This is a genomic window from Kribbella sp. NPDC023855 (assembly GCF_040639475.1).
Classification (GTDB): Bacteria; Actinomycetota; Actinomycetes; order Propionibacteriales; family Kribbellaceae; genus Kribbella.
Genome location: NZ_JBFAAA010000001.1, coordinates 1224202 through 1244793, shown reverse-complemented (window position 1 = coordinate 1244793; position 20592 = coordinate 1224202). Strand labels below are relative to the sequence as shown.

The window sequence follows — 20592 nt, the reverse complement described above, 5'->3', positions numbered from 1 at the left end:
CCGGCCTCCCGCTGACCAGCGGTGGAGCGCAAAACCCGGCACATCCCACACCGTCGCCAGATCGCATCCAGCCGTTTCGGCGCTAGAAACGCCTTAAGTGCAAGAAGTGTGACGGTGTTGGTCGGGTGGTTTGAGCGGCTGAGGCGGAGTTCAGTCGATCGCGAGCGTCAGACCAGGTACGACGCTGGCGCTGCTTGTGCGGCGGCGGCGATCCGAGTCTCGATCTGTTCGGGGGCTAGTGTTCGTGCCTCGCCGCCGGGGCAGAGGGTTGCTTGGAGGTGGAGGATGTCGTCCAGTGCGCGGACGAGGCCGGCCAAGGCTCGGTCGTCGTTGCCGAGTCGTTTGTAGGAGGCTTGCGCGATCCAACTCAGAACCTCTGCCGGCGTCGTGCAGGTACCGAGTTCGATCCAGTATTCCGAGTCGGGGTGCTCGAGCGTTGCGGCAGACAAGTCGAGTCGCCAGCCACCCCAGTCACCGAACTTCGATCCGGGCAGCGTCGCGTCGTCGGTTGGCGATGCGAGTAGGGCCTGGTCGTCGTCTCGGTCGCCGGTGACGAAGTAGCCGGCGGCGGTCATGAGAGCGGCGAAGCGAACCGGGTCGTCGAGGGTCGCTCTTGTGTCTTCGCTCGTAGTCGCGATCGAGAACCTGTCGTCGTTCGGATTCACGTGGAAGTCGCGGAGGCCGGCGGCGTGGAGTGTTGCGCGGATGCTGTCGGCTTGCTGGTCGCGCTCGGTGTTGAGTGGGCGGCCGTCGAATCTAGAGAAGCCGAATGCCGGGCGGTTGCTGTCGGGTTGAGTCACCGGCCAACGGTATCGAGTTTGAACGTTCTCGAACGTCCTAGTACGGAAGCTGTGGGTTGCGCGCCAAGCGTGGCAAAGGTTGAGCGCTGATGGGTTGCGATGGCAACGAACGCGGTTTGCCGGCGACTTCGTGGTGATCGTGTTGGCCCGGAGGGCTTCGAGAGCCTGTGTGGCCAGCCGTTGATGGGATATGGAAGGCGAGCGGAGGTCGAGGCAGGCGGCGGTTGAGGCACCGGTAGAGGTGCGTGTTCCGGGCCGGGCGCCGGTGGTTTATCCACAGGCGGCTCGCGTGCTCTGCAGGATCGTTGTACGACTGGCTAAGGCGAAGCGTGCGACGGAGGAGGCGTCTTGAGCGGCGATGTGGCTGGTTCGTGGGCAACCTTGGATGAACTGCTGGGTTTGGAGTCGCTGGCGGAGGAGGCCACGTCCGGCACCGACGGTGTCGGGCGGCTGGCGTTTTACGGGCGGTGCTCGACCGAGGACAACCAGGATCCGCGGACTTCTCTGGCGTGGCAGCTCGGGGAGGCGCAGCGGTTCGTCGAGCCGCTGGGTGGGGTGGTGGTCGCGGAGTACTTCGACATCGGTCAATCGCGGTCGTTGCCTTGGGAGCGGCGCGAGAAGGCGGGGGAACTCCTGCGGGAACTCAAGAATCCCGCGCGTGGGTGGGATGGGCTCGTGGTGGGGGAGGCGACTCGGTGCTGGTTCGGGAATCAGTTCAGCCTGACGTGGCCCAAGTTCGACCGGTATGGCGTGTCGTTGTGGATCCCTAGCCTGGGAGGTCGGTTCGAGCCCGACAACACGGTGCATGACATGGCTATGACGATCACGGGCGGGTTGTCGAAGAGTGAGCGGCAGCATGTGCAGCGCAGGGTTCGGGCCGCGATGGCGGCGCAGGTGTTGATTGATGGGAAGCATCAAGGTGGGCGGGCGCCGTACGGCTACGTCGTTGTTGACGCCGGTCTGCATCCGAATCCGCGGAAGGCGCAGGAGGGGTATCGGCTTCGCGTATTAGAGATCGATGAAGTTGCGGCGCCGGTGGTGGAGCGGATCTTTGGGATGTATCTCGATGGGGTGGGGTTGAAGGGGATCGCGGAGACCCTGAACAGGGACCGCGTCTTGTGTCCATCCGCGCACACCCCTCGGCAGAATCGGCACCGACGGGCAGATGGATGGCAACACTCTGCGGTGAAGGCGATTTTGGAGAACCCTCGGTACACCGGGTACGCGATTTATGGGCGGTGGCAGAAGGTCGAGGAGCTGCTCGACCCGGACGATGTCGCGGCCGGCCACGTTGTGAGGTTTCGGCGGTCGGCGCAGTCGAGGATCGTGCGGTCGCGCGAGCCCGCTCATCCGGCGGTCGTCTCGGTCGAGACCTTCACGCGGGTGCAGCTGGAGATGAGGGCTCGACGTGGGTCGGACATGGCGAGTCGGGCGTCGCAGCCGCGGACTCGGGTGGCGCCCAAGGCGGCCTACCTGTTCCGAGGGGCGATTCGGTGTGAGAGCTGCGGGCGGAAGATGGAGGGGGCTCCGCGGAAGCATGCGATGTTCTATCGGTGTGCTGCTCGGACGCTCGTGCCAGGGGTGAAGGAGGAGCTTGGGCATCCGCCGACTGTCTATCTTCGCGAGGACCATCTGTCGGATGGGGTGAATGGGTGGATCGCCAAGCTCTTCAGCCCGGAGAATCTTGATGAGACTGTTGCAATTCTTGTAGGGGCTCAGGGCAAGGATGATGCCGTTGACGCGGCTGAGCAGGGCTTCCGGGGTCGGATCGCTGCGGCGGAGGGGACGATTGGGCGGCTGCAGAGGGCGCTGGAGGCTGGGTGGGATCCTGAGGCGCTGACGGGGCAGTACAACGCTGCTGTGGCGGAGAAGAAGGCTGCTCTCGCTGGGCTGGAGGCGTTGGAGCCGGCCGAGCGGCTGGGTGCGTCCGATATTCGCGCGATGGTGAAGGAGCTGGGCGCGATGAAGGCGGTGTTGGATCGGGCGGATCGCGGGGATCTGGCTGACCTGTACGGCGCCTTGGGACTGGAAGTGTCCTATAACCACAAAACGCGGGTTGCTGATGTTTCCATCAGTACCCCGCGTGTGGTTAGCCTGCGTGTCCGAGGGGGGACTTGAACCCCCACGTCCCGTAAAGGACACTAGCACCTCAAGCTAGCGCGTCTGCCATTCCGCCACCCGGACGAGTGGTCTGCCGCTCTGTGCGGCTGACTGGAGAACCTTAGCAAACCCCACGGGTGAATTTCACATCGGGCCCGGGCAGGATGGGGGTATGACTTTTTCGAGCTCTGGGGACCAGCCGTCGTACGCGCCTGATGGCGAGGTGGTGGAGCTGTGTAGTGAGTTGATCCGGTTCGACACCACCAACTACGGCAACGGGAAGAGCAACGGGGAGCGGGGCGCCGCGGAGTACGTGGCGGCGAAGTTGGACGAGGTCGGGATCGCGTCGACGATCTACGAGTCGGAGCCGGGGCGGGCCTCTCTGGTGGCGCACTGGGAGGGGGAGGACCAGGACGCCGACCCGCTGCTGGTCCACGGGCACCTGGACGTCGTACCGGCTGATCCGAAGGACTGGAAGGTGGACCCGTTCGCCGGGGAGATCTTCGACGGGTGTGTCTGGGGGCGGGGCGCGGTCGACATGAAGGACTTCGACGCGATGGTGCTGTCGGTGGTCCGGGCGCGGCAGCGGGCGGGGAAGAAGCCGCGGCGGCCGGTGCGGCTGGTGTTCACCGCGGACGAGGAGGCCGGCGGCCTGTACGGCGCGCAGTGGCTGATCAAGAACCACCCGGACACGATCGCGGACTGCACCGAGGGGATCGGCGAGGTCGGCGGGTTCTCGGTGACGCTGAAGGACGACCAGCGGCTGTACCTGATCGAGACGGCCGAGAAGGGCATGAACTGGATGCGCCTCAAGGCCCGGGGGACCGCGGGTCACGGGTCGATGGTCAACAACGACAATGCGGTGACGAACCTGGTCGAGGCGGTCACCCGGATCGGCAACCACGACTGGCCGTTGCGGCTGACGCCGACGGTCAGGGAGTTCCTCAAGACGCTCGAGGACGTGCTCGGGACCGAGCTGGACCCGGAGGACATGACCGAGACGCTGGCCAAGCTGGGCAGCTTCAGCCGGATGTTCGGGGCGACGCTGCGCAACACCGCGAACCCGACGATGCTGAACGCCGGCTACAAGGTCAACGTGATCCCGGGCGACGCGGAGGCGCATGTCGACGGGCGGTTCCTGCCGGGGTACGAGGACGAGTTCTTCGCCACCATCGACGAGTTGCTGGGCGACAAGGTGCAGCGCGAGACGGTGATCGAGGACATCGCGCTGGAGACCGGGTTCGACGGCCGGCTGGTCGAGACGATGAAGGCCTGCCTGGCCGCCGAGGACCCGCTGAGCCGGACCGCGCCGCTGCTGATGTCGGGTGGCACGGACGCCAAGTCGTGGTCCCGTCTCGGAGTGCGTTGCTTCGGCTTCGTACCGTTGCAGCTGCCGCCGGATCTCGACTTCATGGGCATGTTCCACGGCATCGACGAGCGGGTGCCGACGGCGTCGCTGGAGTTCGGTTCGCGGGTGCTGGACCGCTTCTTCGACGAGGCCTGACAACCGGTACTCCGGTCCGCCCGCCGCGACCACCGCGGCGGGCAGACGGCGGTGACCGCTACTTCAGTTGGCCGCGGATCGCCAGCTGAGGGTCCAGCAGAACGTCGTTCCCTCGATCGAGTACGTGAAGAACCCGTGACCGTCTTCGTCGGCGGCAGCGGTCTCCTGGCCGCCGCTCAGCGGGATGGCCGGTGCCGCGGTGGCGGCCGGTACGGCGAAGGCGGAGATCCCCAGGACGACGCTTGCCGCGATGGCAGTGGAACGACGGAACATGATCCCTCCCGGTGAAGTGGCTACATCGCAGTTCTACTTCGCGCAGGCGTCGACCGCCATAGCTGAACCCTCAACAACACCGAATCAGCCGGACTGGCGGGTGGGGGACAGGTGCAGGGCGTCGCGGAGTTTGGGGAGGAGGGCAAGGAGTCGGGGCGGCGGGGTGGGGCCGGTGACCAGGGAGAGGGTCAGGCGGTAGCGGAAGGGGGCCGGGATCAACTGTTCGCCGGGGCGTAGCTCGTGAGAGAGCGCGCTCTTGGGGATCAGAGCCAGTTGGGAGCGGTGTCTGGCCATGGCGACGGTCGTGGCCAAGGTGACACCGCGGCGCGGGGTAACACCGAGGGCGATCAGGCGGCTACGGATCTGGTCCGCGCCCCGATCGTAGGTGGAGAAGGGCAGATCGCGCTCTCTGAGCGGCTGGCGGCCAGTGCCGGGTAGCGCTACTCGGCGCGGTACGAAGAGCACGAGCTCGTCGCGGCCGACGGGGCGGGCGACTGTGCCGCGCGGGAGCACCATCTGGTCGGCGATCGCGATGAACGCGGCATCCATGGTGCCCTCGGCAACCATTGCCACGAGCTGCTGGCCGTGGTCGACCTGCTGCTCGATGGCGATGTCGGGCAGCTCGGCGTCGAGCACAGGGAACAGGATCGGCGCCAGGCTGACGAAGGTGCCGACGACGAGACGCTGGCCGGCAGCAGCCGCGCGAGTGGCGTCGTAGACCTCGTCGAGGTGGTTGAGGATGTGTTCTGCCCGGCGGGCGAGCTCGGTGCCGGCCGGGGTCGGTCGGGCGCCTCGGGTGTCGCGGAAGAACAGCTGGGTGTCGCAACTGCGTTCCAGCCGGGCCAGGCGCTGGGAGGCCGAGGGTTGGGAGATCCGCAGTTCTCGTGCGGCGGTGCCGACCGAGCCGGTCCTGCTGATCGCCAGGACGAGCTGGAGATCCTCGACCGATGGTGATGAAGGCATAGGGACAGCCTATGACCGCTGGCTAGTTGCTGACGGCTACCAGAGACCGGGCGGTGAACCCGACGATCGATGGGTGACAGCTCGTCGGGATGCGTTGTTCTTGTTGGCAGGTGGTGGATCCGCGGATCTGGCGTTCCGGATCGCGCAGGTCGCGCTGCCGTTGGTGGTGTTGCAGGAAACGGGTTCGGTGGCGGCGACCGGCCTCGCTGGTGGCGCTGCCGGGGTACCGGTTTTGTTGTCGCCGTGGTGGGCGCGGCGGGCCAGGCAGTGGGTGGATTCGGGGAGCCGGCTGGCTGTGGTCGCTCTCGCTCAGGCGATGGCGTTGGCGATGGTTCCGGCGGCGGCCGCGTTGGGGTGGCTGCACGCTGGGGTGCTGATCGCCAGTGGGCTCATGCTCGGCTGCGGTGATGCGCTGAGCAATCCGGGCCGTAGTGCGCTGCTCGCAGACACCGGCGATCGGTGGGACCAGACGAGGGGCGGAAAGCGAGATCGCGCGGTGGTTCTGCTGACCTGGCAGGACGGGATCCGGCGGATCGGGATGGTGGTCGGGCCGCCGGTTGGGGCGTTGGCCGTCACGGCGGGCTTCACCCATGGGTTGCTGTGGGTGGAGGCTGCCGCAGTACTGGGGGCTGGTCTGCTGGCGGTCGGGGTCGTCGGTGAGCGGGCTAACCCCGAGGCGCCGGCTATGCCGTCGATCCGGGAGAGTCTGGTCGGGCGGTCGGACGTGCTCTACGGGTGGATCGCGCGGGGGACCGGCTGCCTGACCTGGTTCTCGTTCACGCTCGGGCTCTCCGTGATCGGCGCTCAGCGCGGCCAGCCCGGGGTGTACCTGGCGGCGGGGATGTCCGGCTACGGGATCGGGTCGGTGATCGGCACGCTGGCGTCTCTCGCGGTGATCCGGCGGATTTCCCCGGTACCGCTCGCCGGGCTTTCGTGGGCCTTGATGGGGGTGTGCTGGATCGGGATGGGCCTCTGGACGACACCGCCGGCGGTCGCGGCGCTCGGGGCGCTCTCGGGCGTCACCGTCGTACTGGGGATCGCCGCCATCTCGATGTTGATCACCAGGTCGTCGGCGGGTGCCGAGCGGCGGACGCTCCTGTCGGGGCAGTCCGTCGTGGTCAACGCGAGCAGTTCGGCCGGGCTGCTGATCGGCGGGCCGGTGATCGCCGTGGCCGGCGCCGAGAACACGCTGGTCGGTGCAGGCGTGCTGACCGCGGCCGTGGCGCTCGGAGTACTGCTGGTACGGCGAAATCGGGCTGCACGGGAGAGCGCTCCCTGCGAAACTGCGGACCATGTCCGACATCGCGATCACCACGCTGGCCGAGCGGCCTGAACTGCACCAGAAGCTCAGGGAGTTCTCCGGTAGCTGGCCGAAGTTCATGCAGCAGGACCCGATCGGTACGGCGCTGATGGGGCGGGTGCCGGAGCTCTTTCCCGAGCACGTGCTGCTCGCGCTGGAAGGTGATGAGCTGGTGGCGCACGGTCGCAGCATCCCGTTCGTGTTTCCGGACGAGGATCGCGCCGAGCTGCCGGCCGGCGGGTGGAACCAAGCGCTGATGTGGGGTGTGGCGGACCAGCGCAACGGCCGTACTCCGACGGTGGCGAGCGCGTTGGAGATCTCGATCACGGCCGGCCATCTGGGTCGCGGGCTCTCGCACGACATGCTGGCGGCGATGCGTCGGAACGTGCAGGCGATGGGGCTCAAGACGCTGTACGCGCCGGTGCGGCCGAACGGGAAGGAAGACCCGAGCCGGCCGATGACGGAGTACATCCGGGAGTTCCGGGAGGACGGGCTGCCGGTTGATCCGTGGCTGCGGGTGCACGTGAAGGCCGGCGCGGAGATTGTGAAGGTCGCGCCGGCGTCGATGGTGATGGCCGGATCGCTCGACGAGTGGCGGGAGTGGACCGGATTGCCGTTCGATCGCACGGGTGAGGTGATCGTGCCGAAGGCGCTCGTTCCGGTGCGGTGTGATGTCGAGCACGGCTATGCGGTGTACGTCGAGCCGAATGTCTGGGTGCGGCACGACCTGTGACATACCCCAATTAGTCGGGGTACACGGCGGCAATCTCCGGTCGCACGATCGGGTCATGACCACTACAGAGCAGAGCAGGACCACGGCGCAGAACAAGGACACCGTCCGGGACTTCATTGACGGGTTGTTCACCAAGGGCGAGCTGGGGGCGACCGACGCGTACCTGGCCGAGGACTTCATCAACCACGATCCGCCGTTCGGGGTGTCGGCTGATCGGGACGGTATGCGGGCGGCCGGGCAGATGCTGCGGGCGAGCTTCCCGGACTGGCACAGCGAGGTGCACGACCTGATCGCGGAGGGCGATCTCGTGATCGAGCGGTTCACGGCGAGCGGTACGCACCGGGGTGAGGTCATGGGGGTGCCGCCGACCGGCCGGACCGTCAGCCTGCCCGGGATCAACATCTTCCGGCTCAGGGAGGGACGGATCGTCGAGCGGTGGGGACGCCTGGACGACCTCGGCTTCCTCCAGCAACTCGGCATCCAGCAACCTGGGGCCCAGCAGCCGGGCGCCCAGCACCCCAGCGCCTCCGTCCAGCAGCCCGGCGCGGGTCCGGCGTAGCATCAAGATTATGGCAGCCGGTGCCGATCGCCTGGATGTCCTGATCCGCCGCTGTTACGCAGGGCTGGGGACCGATGAACTGCGGTCCGAGGTGCTCCACCGCCTCCGCGGCATCCTGACCGTCGACGCGGCCTTCTTCGCCACCGTCGACCCGGCGACCCTGCTGTTCACCTCAGCGTTCGCGGACGAGCCGTTGCGTTCGGCAACCGCCGAGTTCCTGGCGGATGAGTTCGGGCGCGCGGACGTCAACAAGTTCGCCGTACTGGCCGATGCGGCCGACCCGGTCGCCTCGCTGGACCACGCGACCAAGGGTGACCGCGCGGCGAGTGCGCGTTCGGTCGAGGTGATGACGCCGCTCGGCCTGGGCGACGAGTTGCGGGCGGCGCTCACGTCCGGCGGTCGCTGCTGGGGTGTGATCTGCCTTCACCGCGAAGACGCCGAGGCCGGGTTCAGCGAGTCCGACCTGGGGGTGGTTCGGCGGCTCGCTCCTCATCTGGCGGAAGGGCTGCGGCGAAGTCTGCTCGTCGGTGAGCGGCAGTTGGGGTCGGCCGGACCGGGTGTGATCGTTCTCGATGCGGGCCTGAAGGTCGTGTCGGTGAGCCCGGAGGCGGAGTACTGGCTGACGGAGTTGGGGGACCAGGAGTGGGCTGCGCACGGTGAACTGCCGATTGCGGTGAGGACGGCGGCGGTTCAGTTGAGGCGGTTGGGCGGGCTGCCGGTTGGGAAGTCGGCGCCGGTGCTGAAGCTGCGGAGTCGCGCAGGGCGTTGGCTCGCGGTTCATGCGTCGGTATTGCGCGGCGAGGCGGAGCAGACGGCTGTGGTGCTAGAGCCTGCCACGTCCACGCAGCTGGGGTCGATGCTGCTGGACGTGCACGGGCTGACGCCGGCTCAGCAGCGGGTCGCGGCGCTCGTACTACGGGGCCGCTCGACCCGGCAGATCGTCGACGAGCTGCATCTGTCGCCGCACACGGTGCAGGAGCACGTCAGAGCGGCGTACGACAAGGTGGGCGTCGGCAATCGCCGGGAGATGATTGCCGCTCTTCTCGGGGAGAACTAGAGGGTCCGCATGACCCGGATGATGCGGCGGCGGAGCCAGACCCGTCGAGTGCCGTCCGGGTAGCGTCGCAGCCGGGCGAGTTCCCAGCCGCCGTACTCGGCGTGCTCGGTGAGCAGCCGCCGTACCGCCCCGCGCGACTCCGTCCTGGGCACCTCAAACTGCTGCAGCTCGTATTCGGCCATCCGCACCTCCGCACCTCACGGAACACCTGCTAACTCACGAAACATCCTCCAGCGCCGCCACGATGGCCGGCGGCAGAGTGAGTTCCTCCACACCCAGGACCGACTTCAGCTGCATCGCCGTCCGGGCCCCGACGATCGCCGCGGTCACCCCGGGCCGGTCCCTGACCCAGGTGAGCGCCACCTCGAGCGGGGTCCAGCCCAGTCCGTCAGCGGCACGGGCGACCGCTTCCACGATGCCCGAACCTCGCCCGTCGAGATAGGGGTCGACGAATCTGGACAGATGCTGAGACGCCGCCCGGGAGTCGGCCGGAATCCCGGTCCGGTACTTCCCAGTCAACACACCCCGCCCAAGCGGCGACCAGGCCAGTATTCCGATCCCGAGGCCACCAGCGGCCCGGATGGCATCCGCCTCGGCGTCCCGGGCGAGCAGCGAGTACTCCACCTGGTTCGACACCGGTACTGCGCGCCCCGGCCAGGCCTGTTGCCAGGTGACCGCACGGGCCGACTTCCACCCTGCGTAGTTGGACACCCCGACGTAGCGGACCTTGCCGGAGTTGACCGCGTGGTCGAGCGCCGAGAGCGTCTCTTCCAGCGGCACATCGTCGGACCAGGTGTGCAACTGCCACAGGTCGATGTAGTCGACGTTCAGCCGCCGCAGCGACCCCTCCAGGTCGCGCAGCAGGGCGCCACGCGAGGTGTCGGTGATCCGCTCGCCACGCCGGACGCTGAAGCCCGCCTTGGTCGCGATCACCAGGTCGTCGCGGTCCACCACGTCGCCGAGCAGCGACCCGATCAGCCGCTCGCTGTCACCGTCGCCGTACGCCGCCGCGGTGTCCACGAGGGTGCCACCGGCGGCCACGAAAGCGGCGAGCTGTTCGCGCGCCTCATGCTCGTCGGTGTCGCGTCCCCAGGACATGGTGCCCAGGCCGAGCCTGCTCACCGTGAGGCCACTGTGACCGAGATAGCGCTGCTGCATGGACCGAGCCTATTGCGGGTCACCGGCAACGGCTCGTTAGGCTCGCCTGTCATGCGACTCGGACTCAACATCGGCTTCGTCTTCGGTGGCGACGACCACCTCGATCATCTGAGGCTGGTGAAGGAAGCCGAGGCACTCGGATTCTCGGTCACCTGGGCGGCGGAGGCGTACGGCTCGGACGCCGCGACGCTGCTCACCTGGATTGCGGCCCAGACCAGCACCATCGACGTCGGAGCGGCGGTGTTCCAGATCCCGGCCCGGACTCCGGCGATGACGGCGATGACCGCTGCCACGCTCGACCGGCTGTCCGGCGGCCGGTTCCGGCTCGGCCTGGGCGTGTCGGGGCCGCAGGTGTCCGAAGGGTGGCACGGAGTACCGTTCAGCAAGCCGCTGGCGCGCACCCGCGAGTACGTTGCGATCGTGAACGCGGCGATGCGGCGCGAGACCGTCAGGTTCGAGGGTGAACACTTCACCCTGCCGCTGCCCGGCGGCCCCGGTAAGCCGCTCAAGCTGTCCATCCGCCCGGTCCGCGACCACGTGCCGATCTACCTGGCCGCGGTCGGACCCAAGAACCTCGAGCTGGCCGGCGAGATCGCCGACGGCTGGCTCGGCATCCTGAACGACCCCGCCTATCTGGGAGAGCAGTTGAATCACATCAAGGCGGGCCGCGCGGCCCGTCAAGAGGGCCTCGGCATGGACGACTTCGATGTCGTGGCCCAGGTGCCGGTCGTGGTCGGTGACGACCTGGCCGCCGGTGCCGACCCGATCCGTGGCTACACCGCGCTGTACATCGGCGGGATGGGCAGCCGGGAGAAGAACTTCTACAACGCGCTCGCGGTCCGGATGGGCTACGAGAAGGAAGCCAAGGAGATCCAGGACCTCTACCTGGACAAGAAGCACCGCGAGGCGATGGCGGCCGTGCCGCAGGCGTTCATCGACTCGGTCTCGCTGCTCGGTGGCAAGGAGCGGATCGCCGACAAGCTCACGGCGTACGCCGAAGCCGGGGTGACCACGGTCGCGCTGACCCCGTTCGAGCCGACCGTCGACCAGCGGATCACCACCCTGCGCACGGTCGCGGAGGCCCTGGAGCTCGCCGGGATCGGTGACTGACTTTCCATGACGATTTGGGACGCCATCATCCTCGGCATCGTCGAGGGTCTGACCGAATTTCTGCCCGTGTCCAGCACGGGTCATCTCACCATCGCCTCGAAGTTGCTCGGGCAGAAGATCGACGACCCGGCGGTCACCGCGTTCACCGCGGTGATCCAGTTCGGGGCGATCGCGGCCGTCGTGCTGTTCATGTGGAAGGACATCGCCCGGTACGCCGTCGCCTGGTTCCGCGGGCTGCGCCATCCGGAGCACCGCGGTGAGCTCGACCACCGGATGGGCTGGTTCGTGATCGTCGGCTCGCTGCCGATCTGCGTGGTCGGGTTCCTGGCCAGGGACATCATCTCCGGACCGCTGCGCAGCATGTGGTGGGTCGCCGGCTCGCTGATCGTCTGGTCGTTCTTCATGGTCGCGGCCGAGAAACTGGGCAGCAAGGCCCGCCCGCTGACCAGGATCACGCTGCTCGACGCGATCGTGATGGGCCTGATCCAGTGCCTCGCGCTGATCCCGGGCGTCTCCCGCTCCGGCGCTACCATCACGGCCGGTCTGTTCCGCGGTCTGGACCGGGTCGCCAGCACCAAGATGGCGTTCCTGCTCGGCATCCCGGCCCTGGTCGGCGCGGCCGTGTTCGAACTGAAGGACGCGCTCAGCGGCCACATCGGCGTCGTACCGCTGCTGGTCGGCACGGTGGTCAGCTTCATCGTCGGCTACGCGTCCGTCGCCTGGCTGCTCCGGTTCGTGGCCAAGCACTCGACCTCGATCTTCGCGTTCTACCGGATCCTGCTCGGCGTGGTCATCCTGATCCTGCTGGCCACCAGCACCATCACCGCGACCTGAGCCCGGCACACCGCAGTACCGGGTCCTCCTGGGTTGCTGACAGGTCAGTTCGCGGTACTGCGGTGCGGGTTGGGCGAGGGGCCGAGCCAGCCGGCCTTGCGGAAGCCGATGTACATCGAGACACAGGTGACCGCCATCAGGGCGAGCACGGCGAAGTAGCCGTAGTACCAGTGCAGCTCGGGCATGTTCTCGAAGTTCATCCCGTAGATGCCGGCGATCATCGTCGGGGCGGCCGCGATCGCGACCCAGGCGGCGATCCGGCGCATGTCGTCGTTCTGCTGGACCGAGACGCGGGCCAGGTGCGCGTTGAGCGCCGAGCTGAGCAGGGTGTCGAGCGCCTCGGTCTGGTCCGAGACCCGGGTGACGTGGTCGGCGACGTCGCGGAAGAACGGGGCCGCCTCCGGACTGATCCCGGGAACCGCGCCGCGGGCGAACGCCTCGATCGGGTCGCGCAGCGGGGTGATCGCCCGGCGCATCTCCAGTACTTCGCGCTTCAGCGTGTAGATCCGGGCCGCGTCGCTCGTGCGCTCGGGGGAGAAGACCGAGGACTCCACCTCGTCCACATCCACCTCGACGGCTCCGGCGACCGCCTCGTAGCCGTCCACGATCGAGTCGCAGATCGCCCAGAGCACCGCGGCCGGGCCGTGGCCGAGGACCGAGGCGCGCTCCTCGAGGTCCTGGCGCGCGGTGGTCAGCGGCGCGCCCTCGCCGTGCCGGACGGTGACGACGTACCGCTTGCCGACGAAGATGCTGACCTGGCCGGTCTCGACGGCGTCCTCCGCGTCGACGTACCAGAGCGTGCGCAGGACCATCACGAACGAGTCGTCGTACCGCTCGACCTTGGGGCGCTGTCGCGGTGCCAGCGCGTCCTCGACGGCCAGCGGGTGCAGGTCGAAGAGGCGCTGGACCCGGGCCAGTTCGGCGGCGGTCGGTTCGTGCAGGCCGATCCAGCCGAAGGCCTGGCCGTCGTCGTCGATCGCCTGCGCCACGCTCTCGGGGTCCTTGGGCAGGTTGTGCCGTGCGCCCTCCGAATAGACCCCGCAATCCACGATCACCCTCACATCATGGCACCGGTGACTTGTCCGACCGGATACCGTGCCGTCTATGCCCACGGTGATTCTGGTCCGGCACGGCCGCAGCAGTGCCAACACGTCCGGCGTACTGGCCGGGCGGACGCCCGGGGTGAACCTCGACGAGACCGGCGTCCAGCAGGCGGCGGCGGTGGCCGAGCGGCTCGCCGTGCTGCCGCTGGCGGCGATTGTCACCTCGCCACTGGACCGGTGCCTGCAGACCGCGGAGGCGATCGCGAAGCATCACCCGACGTTGCATCTGGCAACGGATCCGCGGCTGACCGAGTGCGGGTACGGCGACTGGACCGGTGAGAAGATCAGCACACTGGCCAAGGACCCGCTCTGGGCGGTCGTCCAGCAGCACCCGTCGGGCGTGACGTTCCCCAACGGCGAGTCGATGCGCGGTATGCAGCAGCGCGCGGTGGACGCGATCCGCGACCACGACGCGGCCCTGGCCGCCGAGCACGGCGACGGGGCACTCTGGGTGGCGGTCTCGCACGGTGACGTGATCAAGGCGATCGTCGCGGACGCGCTCGGCCAGCACCTGGACGCGTTCCAGCGGATCGTCGTCGACACCGCCTCGACCACGATCATCAGCTACACCAAGACCCGGCCGTTCGTGGTCCGCCTGAACGACTCCGGCAGCGAGCTCGCGTCGCTGATCCCGAAGCCGCCGGAGCAGGCCGAGGGCGAAGCGGGGGAGTCCGCAGTCCAGTCCTCTGACGCCGTAGTCGGCGGACGGTAACTAGAACATGCTCGGTAGCCCCCTGCGTGCTGCGCGGCACTCGGCACGGCATCTCGCCGCACTGGAGCAAAGGCAACGATGGAAAAACATCGACGCCATCGCTCCAGCACGCCGAGCTACCGCGCCGAGCACCTGCTCGCGACTGCAGGGGACTACCGAGCATGTTCTAGGGTTCTTGTCATGGCGCGCGTAGTGCATTCGTATGACGATCCGGACCGGTTCGTCGCCGGCACCGTCGGTGAACCCGGTGCCCGGACCTTTTTCCTGCAGGCCAGGGCGGGTAACCGGCTGACCTCGGTGGCCTGTGAGAAGGAACAGGTGATGGCGCTCGCGGAGCGGCTGGACGTGATGCTCGACGAGGTCGCGCGGCGGTTCGACCGGGAGCCGGCCACGCCGGGTGGGGTGGACGACACCGACCCGCTGGAGCAGCCGATCGAGGAGGAGTTCCGGGCCGGCACCATGACGCTGGCCTGGGAGGCCGACGCCGAGAAGGTGGTGATCGAGGTCTACGCCGTGGTCGCCGGCGAGCAGGCCGAGCTCGGGGAGACCGACCCGGTCGCGGCCGCGCTGGAGTCCGAGGACGCCGAGGTGTTCATCGTCCGGATCAGCGAGGAGCAGGCCCGCGCGTTCGCCCGCCGTGCCGTCGCGCTGGTCGCGTCCGGCCGGCCGAGCTGCCCGTTCTGCGGCCGACCGATCGATCCGGAGGGGCACATCTGCCCGCGCGCCAACGGCTACCGCAGGCACGTCCGCGAATGATCGATCTGGACCTGCTCGCCCGCGGTGAGCTGTCCCTGCTCGGCCGGCTGATGGCCGCGTCCAACGGAACCTTCCAGGGCACGGTCAGCCTGGACGGCGAGTCGGCCACGGTCGTCTACAAGCCGGTCGAGGGCGAGCGCCCGCTCTGGGACTTCCCGGACGGCACCTTGGCTCAGCGCGAGTACGCCGCGTACGTCGTCTCCGAGGCGCTCGGCTGGAACGTGGTGCCCCCGACGCTGCTACGCGACGGCCCACTCGGCATCGGCATGGTCCAGCTCTGGATCGACGAGGTCGAGTTGCCGCCGGGCGAGACCGAGTTGGTCGACATCGTGCCGCAAGGCCGGGTGCCGAAGGGCTGGGTCGGCGTCCTGGACGCGCTCGACGGCCGGCACAACCCGGTGACGCTGGTGCATGCCGACAACCTCGCGCTGCAACGGATGGCGGTGTTCGATGCCATCGTCAACAATGCCGACCGCAAGGGCGGGCACGTGCTCAACCCCGGCGACGGCCGGGTCTTCGGTGTCGACCACGGAGTCACCTTCAACGCCGACGACAAGCTCCGCACGGTGTTGTGGGGCTGGGCCGGTACGCCGGTCCCGGACGAACTGCTCGACGACGTCAGGAAACTCGCGGACGCCCTGGCCGGTCAGCTCGGCACAGAGCTCACGGACCTGATCACCACTGTCGAGTTGACCGCGACCCGCGAGCGTTGTGCCACGCTGCTGAAGACCGCGACCTTCCCGCTCCCCAGCGACGACTGGCCCGCCATTCCCTGGCCGGCCTTCTAGGTCAGACGCCTGCTGGTTGGCGAAGCATGCTCGGGCTGATGCCTCGTTCGCGTTTGAAGGCGGCGCTGAAGCTGAACGCATCGGCGTACCCGATCCGCCGGGCGACCGCAGCGACCGACGAACCCGGCTCGGCGAGCAGGTCGGCGGCGAGCGTCATCCGGAGGTCGGTGAGGTAGCCGAGCGGGCTTTCGCCGGTGAGTTCGGTGAAGCGCCGGGCCAGGGTGGTTCGCGAGACTCCTGCGACCTCGGCGAGTGAGGAGAGCGTCCACGGATCGGCGGGGGAGCGGTGCATCGCCTGCAGGACCGGGCCGACCACCGCGTCGCCGAGTGCGGCGTACCAGCGGGGTGTGTTGAGGTCGAACCAGTCGCGCAACGTGCAGACCATCAGCCAGTCGACCAGCCGGTCGAGGCTGACCTGACGGCCGAGCTTGCCGATCGCCAGGGCGTTCTCGATGTAGTCGAGCAGCGGCGTGCAGTCGTACTCGTCGGCCACGACCATCACGGCGGGCAGGCCCTGGATCAGCCGGCGGGGCATCTCCTGGCGGACGTGGTAGGCGCCGGCCAGCAGGACCGTGCCACCGGGCTGTTCGGTCTCGGGCTGAGCACCGACCGTGCCGTCACAGGTGACGTCGATCGGCTCGGCGGCTCCGTCAGGCGAAGTGCTGAAGATGAAGGGTTCTGGGCCTCGGACGATGGCTGTCTCGCCGGGTTTGAGGTGGACGGTCCGGCCGTCGACGTGTAGCCATCCCTCGCCGCGCAGGGGTGCGCACAGGGTGAGGGCGGCGGCGTCGGTGAAACGCAACGCGGTGCCGGCGGGCAGGACCGGCGTACCGAGGACCGAGCCGTTGGCGCGGACGGCGTACAGGAGCTCGTCGAGGGGATCCATGCGGACAACGGTATTCGGTGGGACCAATGGACAGGCGGACGGCGATCTCGCACATGGTCCGCGGCCGCCGCGGGCGGTTGGCTGTGGGTATGACGATTTTGGTACTTGGAGCGACAGGGAAGACCGGCCGGCGAGTGGTTGCGCAATTGCGGGCCGAAGGCAACGAAGTACGGGCCGCGTCGCGGTCCGGTGAGGTGCGGTTCGACTGGAACGAGCCTGCGGGTTGGGCGGCTGTGCTCGAAGGAGTCCGCGCGGTGTACCTCGTCGCTCCGGACGATCCGGCCCCGACCGAGGGGTTCGTGAAGCAGGCGGTGCAGTCCGGCGTCGAGCGGTTCGTCGTGTTGTCCGGGCGGGGGATCGACCAGGCGGACAAGGAGGCCTGGGCCGGGATGCGGGAGGGCGAGCGGGCCGTGGCGGCGTCCGGAGTGGGGTGGACGGTGCTGCGGGCCAACAACTTCAACCAGAACTTCAGCGAGGACCTGTGGCGGGAACCCGTGCTGGCCGGTCGACTGGCGCTGCCGATGGGCGCGGTCGGGGAGCCGTTCATCGACGTCCAGGACATCGCCGAGGTGGCTGCTCTCGCGCTGACCGGTGACGGCCACTCCGGGCAGGTGTACGAGCTGTCCGGGCCGGAGTCGCTGACGTTCGCCGAGGCGGCCCGGATCATTGCCGAGGTGCGGGGGAAGCCGATCGAGTACGTCGAGCTGTCGCCGGCGGAGTACCGGGAGGAGCTCCTCACCGCGGGGTATCCGGCGGAGGCGGTGGAGGCGCTGGACAAGATGTTCGCGGGGATGCGCGCGGGGTTCCTCACCGAGCCGACCAACACCGTGGAGAAGTTGCTCGGGCGGCCGGCCACGACCTTCGCGCAGTACGCCGAGCAGGTGTGGCGCACCTCATAGCGCATCCGGGCCGGAATCGCGCGGCGGATCGGGGAGTGGAACCAGGTCATGGCGCGAATTCGCTGACTGGATAGGCTCCCTCCCATGCAGGCGTGGACGAAACCAGAAATCCCGGTCGTACCCGGGCCGGCCCGGCGTCTTCGCCTCTACGACACCGCGTCGGCGGGGCTCGTCGAGGTGCCACCGGGCGACGACGGCGCCGCCCGGATCTACGTCTGCGGGATCACGCCGTACGACGCGACCCACATGGGGCACGCCGCGACGTACGTCACCTTCGACCTGATCAACCGGTTGTGGCAGGACGCCGGGTACGACGTGCACTACACCCAGAACATCACCGACGTGGACGACCCGCTGCTCGAGCGCGCGACCGCGACCGGCGTCGACTGGACCGACCTCGCGCAGAGCGAGATCCAGCTGTTCCGCGACGACATGACCGCCTTGCGGGTGGTGCCGCCGCAGAACTACGTCGGCGTGGTCGAGTCGATCGAGCTGGTGGTCAGCGCGATCGAGGAGCTGCAGCGGGCCGGCGCGGTGTACTCCGTCGACAACGACCTGTACTTCGCGGTGAAGGCCGACCCGAGGTTCGGTGCGGTGTCCGGGTACGACGTGGAGACGATGCGCGCGCTGTTCGCCGAGCGGGGCGGCGACCCCGAGCGTGAGGGGAAGCGCGACCCGCTGGACAGCCTGCTGTGGCGGGCCGAGCGGCCGGGGGAGCCGGCCTGGGACTCACCGTTCGGGCGTGGGCGGCCGGGGTGGCATGTGGAGTGCTCGGCGATCGCGTTGAAGCATCTCGGGATGACGTTCGACGTGCAGGGTGGTGGGAGTGACCTGATCTTCCCGCACCACGAGATGTCGGCGAGTGGGGCGCAGGTGGCGACGGGGAAGCACCCGTTCGCGCGGGCCTACGTGCACCAGGCGATGGTCGGGCTGGACGGCGAGAAGATGTCGAAGTCCAAGGGCAACCTGGTACTGGTGTCGAGGGAACGCCAGGCCGGCACCGACCCGATGGCCATCCGGCTGGCGCTGCTGGCACATCACTACCGCACCGACTGGTTCTGGACGTCGTCGGACCTTCTCGACGCCCAGGAGCGCCTCGACGTCTGGCGAGGCGCCATCAGTCGCGGCTCAGGCCCCGACGGAGCCGCCGCCGTGGACGCGCTGCGAGCCGCCCTCACCAACGACCTCGACACAGTCGCCGCCCTGGCCGCAGTAGACCAGTGGGCCGAAACACACGGCGACGACACCACAGCACCCGCTCTGATCGCCCAGGCAGTAGACGCACTCCTAGGTATCAAGCTGTAAAGAATTCAGCCGGTGACCGGGTGGTGGGTTTTGACCGGGGTTGGCGTGGGCGCCGCGGGGGCTGGTTGTTCGGGGGCCGGGACCGGGTGGGTGGTCGGGTGCGTGGGCTTGGGGGTTGGCTTGGCGGCCGGCTTTGAGCAGGTGGCTGAGGCCAGGCGGATTGTCTGGGCGCCGCCGAGGTTGATGGTCAGGCCGGTGATGGTGAAGGCGCCGTCGGCGTGCTTCGTCTGCTGGTTGACCGTGATGGTGGCCAGTGGCGCGGCCGGGATCGTCGCGCTCTGCTTGACCGTCGGTACTGCGACCCGCTGACCCAGCAGCGTCAGTGCACCGATGTCGACACCACCCTGATCGCCGGAGCACCACACGCTGAGACTCTCGATGCCGAGCAGTGAGCTCGGCGGAGTGAGCAGCAGCTTGCACAGGTCGGGCAGGTTCTTGACCGGCAGGTCGACGGTCTTCAAGTCCGGCAGCGGAATGCCGAGCGACGGCAACGGGAGATTCGGGATCGGCAGCTGATCGGCGCCGGTGGCCGGAAGGTTCGCGCAGCTCTTCTTGAGGTCCGGCGGCAGCTTCACCTGGTCGAGGATGTCGGGACCGACCACGACGTCGAACAGCTCGACCGACGCCGCGTCATTCCCCGCGGTCACCGTCCCAGCGCGTACCGACAGCAGCGGGTTCTTCGGCAGTTCGAGCGCGGAGGAGGTCCGTCGCTTGCCGTCCAGCGATTCGACGTACGGCGTCTTCGCGATCGGCACCTGTCCGTCGGCGCTGACCGCGTACGCCGAGGACGCCCGGGCGGCTGCGTTGCCCACCGGCGCACCGGCAACCACCGTGAACGCCACCACCCCGGTCACCGCGGCAAACGTCGTGATGGTCGGCACTAGTCGTCGCATCGAGATCCTCACTTCTCAAGCCGAACGCTGCGTCACTGGCGATTTCACTTGCTGTCGATCAGAACGAGGGTGCCGAGTGGCACCTGCTGAAGGCGGCCGAGTGCTGCCTTGGGCACCCGTACGCACCCGGCGCTGACGGCCGCCCCGAAGACGTCCGGCCGGGGCCAGCCATGGATCGCGACGGTACCAGGACCACCACCGAACGTGTCGAGAGTGGGACTGTGCGCACCCAACGGCAACACGATCGGCGAAGCCGACCGCTTAGTGTCAACGATCGAGCCCAGCAGGAAGGTACGGCCGGGTGGCGTCGGCGTCTTCTTCGCGCCCACCCCGGCCTTCCACTCGCCCAGACTCTTGCCATGCTTGAACAGCTCGATCGTCCGTGACCCCGTGTGCACCCGGATCAGGTACGCCGAAGACGCCCGGTCCAGTCCGTCGTCGCGCAACCATCCGGTCGACCGGTTCGGTTTCGACGGGAGCAGCACCTGCACCCAGCCGTCGGACCGGCCGACGACGGGCAACCAGGTCGGCCCGAACTGGGTCGGGCCGATCTTCGCGAACGGCTCGCCCTCCGGAGCGGAGTACAGGGCGGTCTGGGTGCGTGGGTGGACGACCAGGCCGTCGGTCGTGGCGAACGGGTCGGCGTCGAGCGGCGCGGTGGTGATGGTGGTGTGCGTCGACGAACCGATCAGCGTGCTGAGGTCGATCGCGGCCTCGGCGTTCTTGCGGTTGCCGAGGATCCCGACGACGGCGACGGCACCGAGCACGAGGAGCACGGCCAGTGCCCCGATCGACCCGCCGCCTCGCTCGTCGGCGCGTGCCTTGCGCATACCAGCTCCCCAGTGGTCCCGTCGTGCGA

Annotated in this window: 22 protein-coding genes and 1 tRNA gene; 13 read left to right on the top strand and 10 right to left on the bottom strand. The window is 68.4% G+C overall.

The features are described 5' to 3' along the window. Positions 1 to 167 precede the first annotated feature (167 nt). Positions 168 to 800: a hypothetical protein gene (locus tag AB0F51_RS05720; protein WP_360274517.1), complete on the bottom strand. Its 633-nt coding sequence runs from the start codon at positions 798 to 800 to the stop codon at positions 168 to 170. A gap of 348 nt (positions 801 to 1148) precedes the next feature. Between AB0F51_RS05720 and AB0F51_RS05715 the strand changes: the two genes are divergently transcribed. Next, the gene (locus AB0F51_RS05715; protein ID WP_360274514.1) at positions 1149 to 2918 is read left to right on the top strand and encodes a recombinase family protein; all 1770 of its coding nucleotides are present in this window, start codon (positions 1149 to 1151) and stop codon (positions 2916 to 2918) included. On the opposite strand, the gene AB0F51_RS05710 is transcribed toward AB0F51_RS05715, so the two are convergent. Beyond that, positions 2900 to 2984 (bottom strand) — tRNA-Leu (locus tag AB0F51_RS05710). The two genes, AB0F51_RS05715 and AB0F51_RS05710, sit on opposite strands and share 19 nt — an antisense overlap. 88 nt (positions 2985 to 3072) lie before the next feature. Between AB0F51_RS05710 and AB0F51_RS05705 the strand changes: the two genes are divergently transcribed. Beyond that, positions 3073 to 4404, top strand: a complete 1332-nt coding sequence (locus AB0F51_RS05705) for a M20/M25/M40 family metallo-hydrolase (RefSeq protein WP_360274511.1) — start codon at positions 3073 to 3075, stop codon at positions 4402 to 4404. Between the two features lie 63 nt (positions 4405 to 4467). Here the strand turns inward: AB0F51_RS05705 and AB0F51_RS05700 are convergent, their stop codons facing one another. Both AB0F51_RS05700 and AB0F51_RS05695 read right to left on the bottom strand, forming a co-directional pair. Beyond that, positions 4468 to 4677 (bottom strand): hypothetical protein, encoded by a 210-nt coding sequence (locus AB0F51_RS05700; RefSeq protein ID WP_360274507.1) that lies wholly within the window; start codon positions 4675 to 4677, stop codon positions 4468 to 4470. 84 nt (positions 4678 to 4761) lie between these two features. Beyond that, on the bottom strand, positions 4762 to 5640 hold the full coding sequence (locus AB0F51_RS05695; RefSeq protein WP_360274504.1) for a LysR family transcriptional regulator: 879 nt from the start codon (positions 5638 to 5640) through the stop codon (positions 4762 to 4764). A gap of 73 nt (positions 5641 to 5713) precedes the next feature. On the opposite strand from AB0F51_RS05695, the gene AB0F51_RS05690 reads away from it, so the two are divergent. Genes AB0F51_RS05690 through AB0F51_RS05675 form a run of 4 tightly spaced genes read left to right on the top strand, consistent with a single transcriptional unit; the run spans position 5714 to position 9289 of the window. Then, on the top strand, positions 5714 to 6973 hold the full coding sequence (locus AB0F51_RS05690; RefSeq protein ID WP_360274501.1) for an MFS transporter: 1260 nt from the start codon (positions 5714 to 5716) through the stop codon (positions 6971 to 6973). Beyond that, positions 6933 to 7673, top strand: a complete 741-nt coding sequence (locus tag AB0F51_RS05685; protein ID WP_360274498.1) for an N-acetyltransferase — start codon at positions 6933 to 6935, stop codon at positions 7671 to 7673. Before AB0F51_RS05690 ends, AB0F51_RS05685 begins: the two co-directional genes overlap by 41 nt. Before the next feature lie 55 nt (positions 7674 to 7728). After that, positions 7729 to 8232 carry an ester cyclase gene (locus AB0F51_RS05680; protein ID WP_360274495.1) on the top strand — a complete coding sequence of 168 codons (504 nt, stop codon included), beginning with the start codon at positions 7729 to 7731 and terminating at the stop codon, positions 8230 to 8232. A gap of 10 nt (positions 8233 to 8242) precedes the next feature. Further along, complete coding sequence (locus AB0F51_RS05675; RefSeq protein ID WP_360274492.1) at positions 8243 to 9289, top strand: LuxR C-terminal-related transcriptional regulator; 1047 nt, start codon at positions 8243 to 8245, stop codon at positions 9287 to 9289. Here AB0F51_RS05675 and AB0F51_RS05670 read toward each other — a convergent pair. After that, entirely contained in the window at positions 9286 to 9471 is a 186-nt protein-coding gene (locus AB0F51_RS05670) for a DUF5703 family protein (RefSeq protein WP_360274490.1), read from the bottom strand. The two genes, AB0F51_RS05675 and AB0F51_RS05670, sit on opposite strands and share 4 nt — an antisense overlap. A gap of 34 nt (positions 9472 to 9505) precedes the next feature. Beyond that, positions 9506 to 10447: an aldo/keto reductase gene (locus AB0F51_RS05665; protein WP_360274488.1), complete on the bottom strand. Its 942-nt coding sequence runs from the start codon at positions 10445 to 10447 to the stop codon at positions 9506 to 9508. Between the two features lie 51 nt (positions 10448 to 10498). Here AB0F51_RS05665 and AB0F51_RS05660 point away from each other — a divergent pair, with 51 nt between their 5' ends. Next, complete coding sequence (locus tag AB0F51_RS05660; RefSeq protein WP_360274486.1) at positions 10499 to 11557, top strand: LLM class F420-dependent oxidoreductase; 1059 nt, start codon at positions 10499 to 10501, stop codon at positions 11555 to 11557. Between the two features lie 6 nt (positions 11558 to 11563). Beyond that, positions 11564 to 12391 (top strand): undecaprenyl-diphosphate phosphatase, encoded by an 828-nt coding sequence (locus AB0F51_RS05655; RefSeq protein WP_360274483.1) that lies wholly within the window; start codon positions 11564 to 11566, stop codon positions 12389 to 12391. A 44-nt stretch (positions 12392 to 12435) separates the two neighbouring features. Here the strand turns inward: AB0F51_RS05655 and corA are convergent, their stop codons facing one another. After that, positions 12436 to 13446: a magnesium/cobalt transporter CorA gene (gene corA, locus AB0F51_RS05650; protein WP_360274481.1), complete on the bottom strand. Its 1011-nt coding sequence runs from the start codon at positions 13444 to 13446 to the stop codon at positions 12436 to 12438. 49 nt (positions 13447 to 13495) lie between these two features. Between corA and AB0F51_RS05645 the strand changes: the two genes are divergently transcribed. The 3 genes from AB0F51_RS05645 (at position 13496) to AB0F51_RS05635 (ending at position 15750) form a co-directional block, all read left to right on the top strand. Further along, positions 13496 to 14206 carry a histidine phosphatase family protein gene (locus AB0F51_RS05645; protein ID WP_360274478.1) on the top strand — a complete coding sequence of 237 codons (711 nt, stop codon included), beginning with the start codon at positions 13496 to 13498 and terminating at the stop codon, positions 14204 to 14206. 180 nt (positions 14207 to 14386) lie between these two features. Continuing rightward, positions 14387 to 14962, top strand: a complete 576-nt coding sequence (locus tag AB0F51_RS05640; RefSeq protein WP_360274475.1) for a DUF3090 domain-containing protein — start codon at positions 14387 to 14389, stop codon at positions 14960 to 14962. Beyond that, positions 14959 to 15750 (top strand): SCO1664 family protein, encoded by a 792-nt coding sequence (locus AB0F51_RS05635; RefSeq protein ID WP_360274472.1) that lies wholly within the window; start codon positions 14959 to 14961, stop codon positions 15748 to 15750. Before AB0F51_RS05640 ends, AB0F51_RS05635 begins: the two co-directional genes overlap by 4 nt. 1 nt (position 15751) lies before the next feature. Here the strand turns inward: AB0F51_RS05635 and AB0F51_RS05630 are convergent, their stop codons facing one another. Beyond that, on the bottom strand, positions 15752 to 16636 hold the full coding sequence (locus tag AB0F51_RS05630; RefSeq protein WP_360274469.1) for an AraC family transcriptional regulator: 885 nt from the start codon (positions 16634 to 16636) through the stop codon (positions 15752 to 15754). 89 nt (positions 16637 to 16725) lie between these two features. Between AB0F51_RS05630 and AB0F51_RS05625 the strand changes: the two genes are divergently transcribed. Next, a complete protein-coding gene (locus tag AB0F51_RS05625; RefSeq protein WP_360274466.1) occupies positions 16726 to 17535 on the top strand; it encodes an NAD(P)H-binding protein in 810 nt (269 codons plus the stop codon). Between the two features lie 84 nt (positions 17536 to 17619). Beyond that, positions 17620 to 18840, top strand: a complete 1221-nt coding sequence (gene mshC / locus AB0F51_RS05620) for a cysteine--1-D-myo-inosityl 2-amino-2-deoxy-alpha-D-glucopyranoside ligase (protein WP_360274464.1) — start codon at positions 17620 to 17622, stop codon at positions 18838 to 18840. Positions 18841 to 18845: 5 nt separating this feature from the next. Here mshC and AB0F51_RS05615 read toward each other — a convergent pair whose 3' ends face one another. Both AB0F51_RS05615 and AB0F51_RS05610 read right to left on the bottom strand, forming a co-directional pair. Beyond that, positions 18846 to 19733, bottom strand: coding sequence for a hypothetical protein (locus AB0F51_RS05615; protein WP_360274462.1), 888 nt, complete (start codon positions 19731 to 19733; stop codon positions 18846 to 18848). A gap of 44 nt (positions 19734 to 19777) precedes the next feature. After that, the gene (locus AB0F51_RS05610) at positions 19778 to 20563 is read right to left on the bottom strand and encodes a L,D-transpeptidase (RefSeq protein ID WP_360274460.1); all 786 of its coding nucleotides are present in this window, start codon (positions 20561 to 20563) and stop codon (positions 19778 to 19780) included. Between the last annotated feature and the right edge of the window lie 29 nt (positions 20564 to 20592).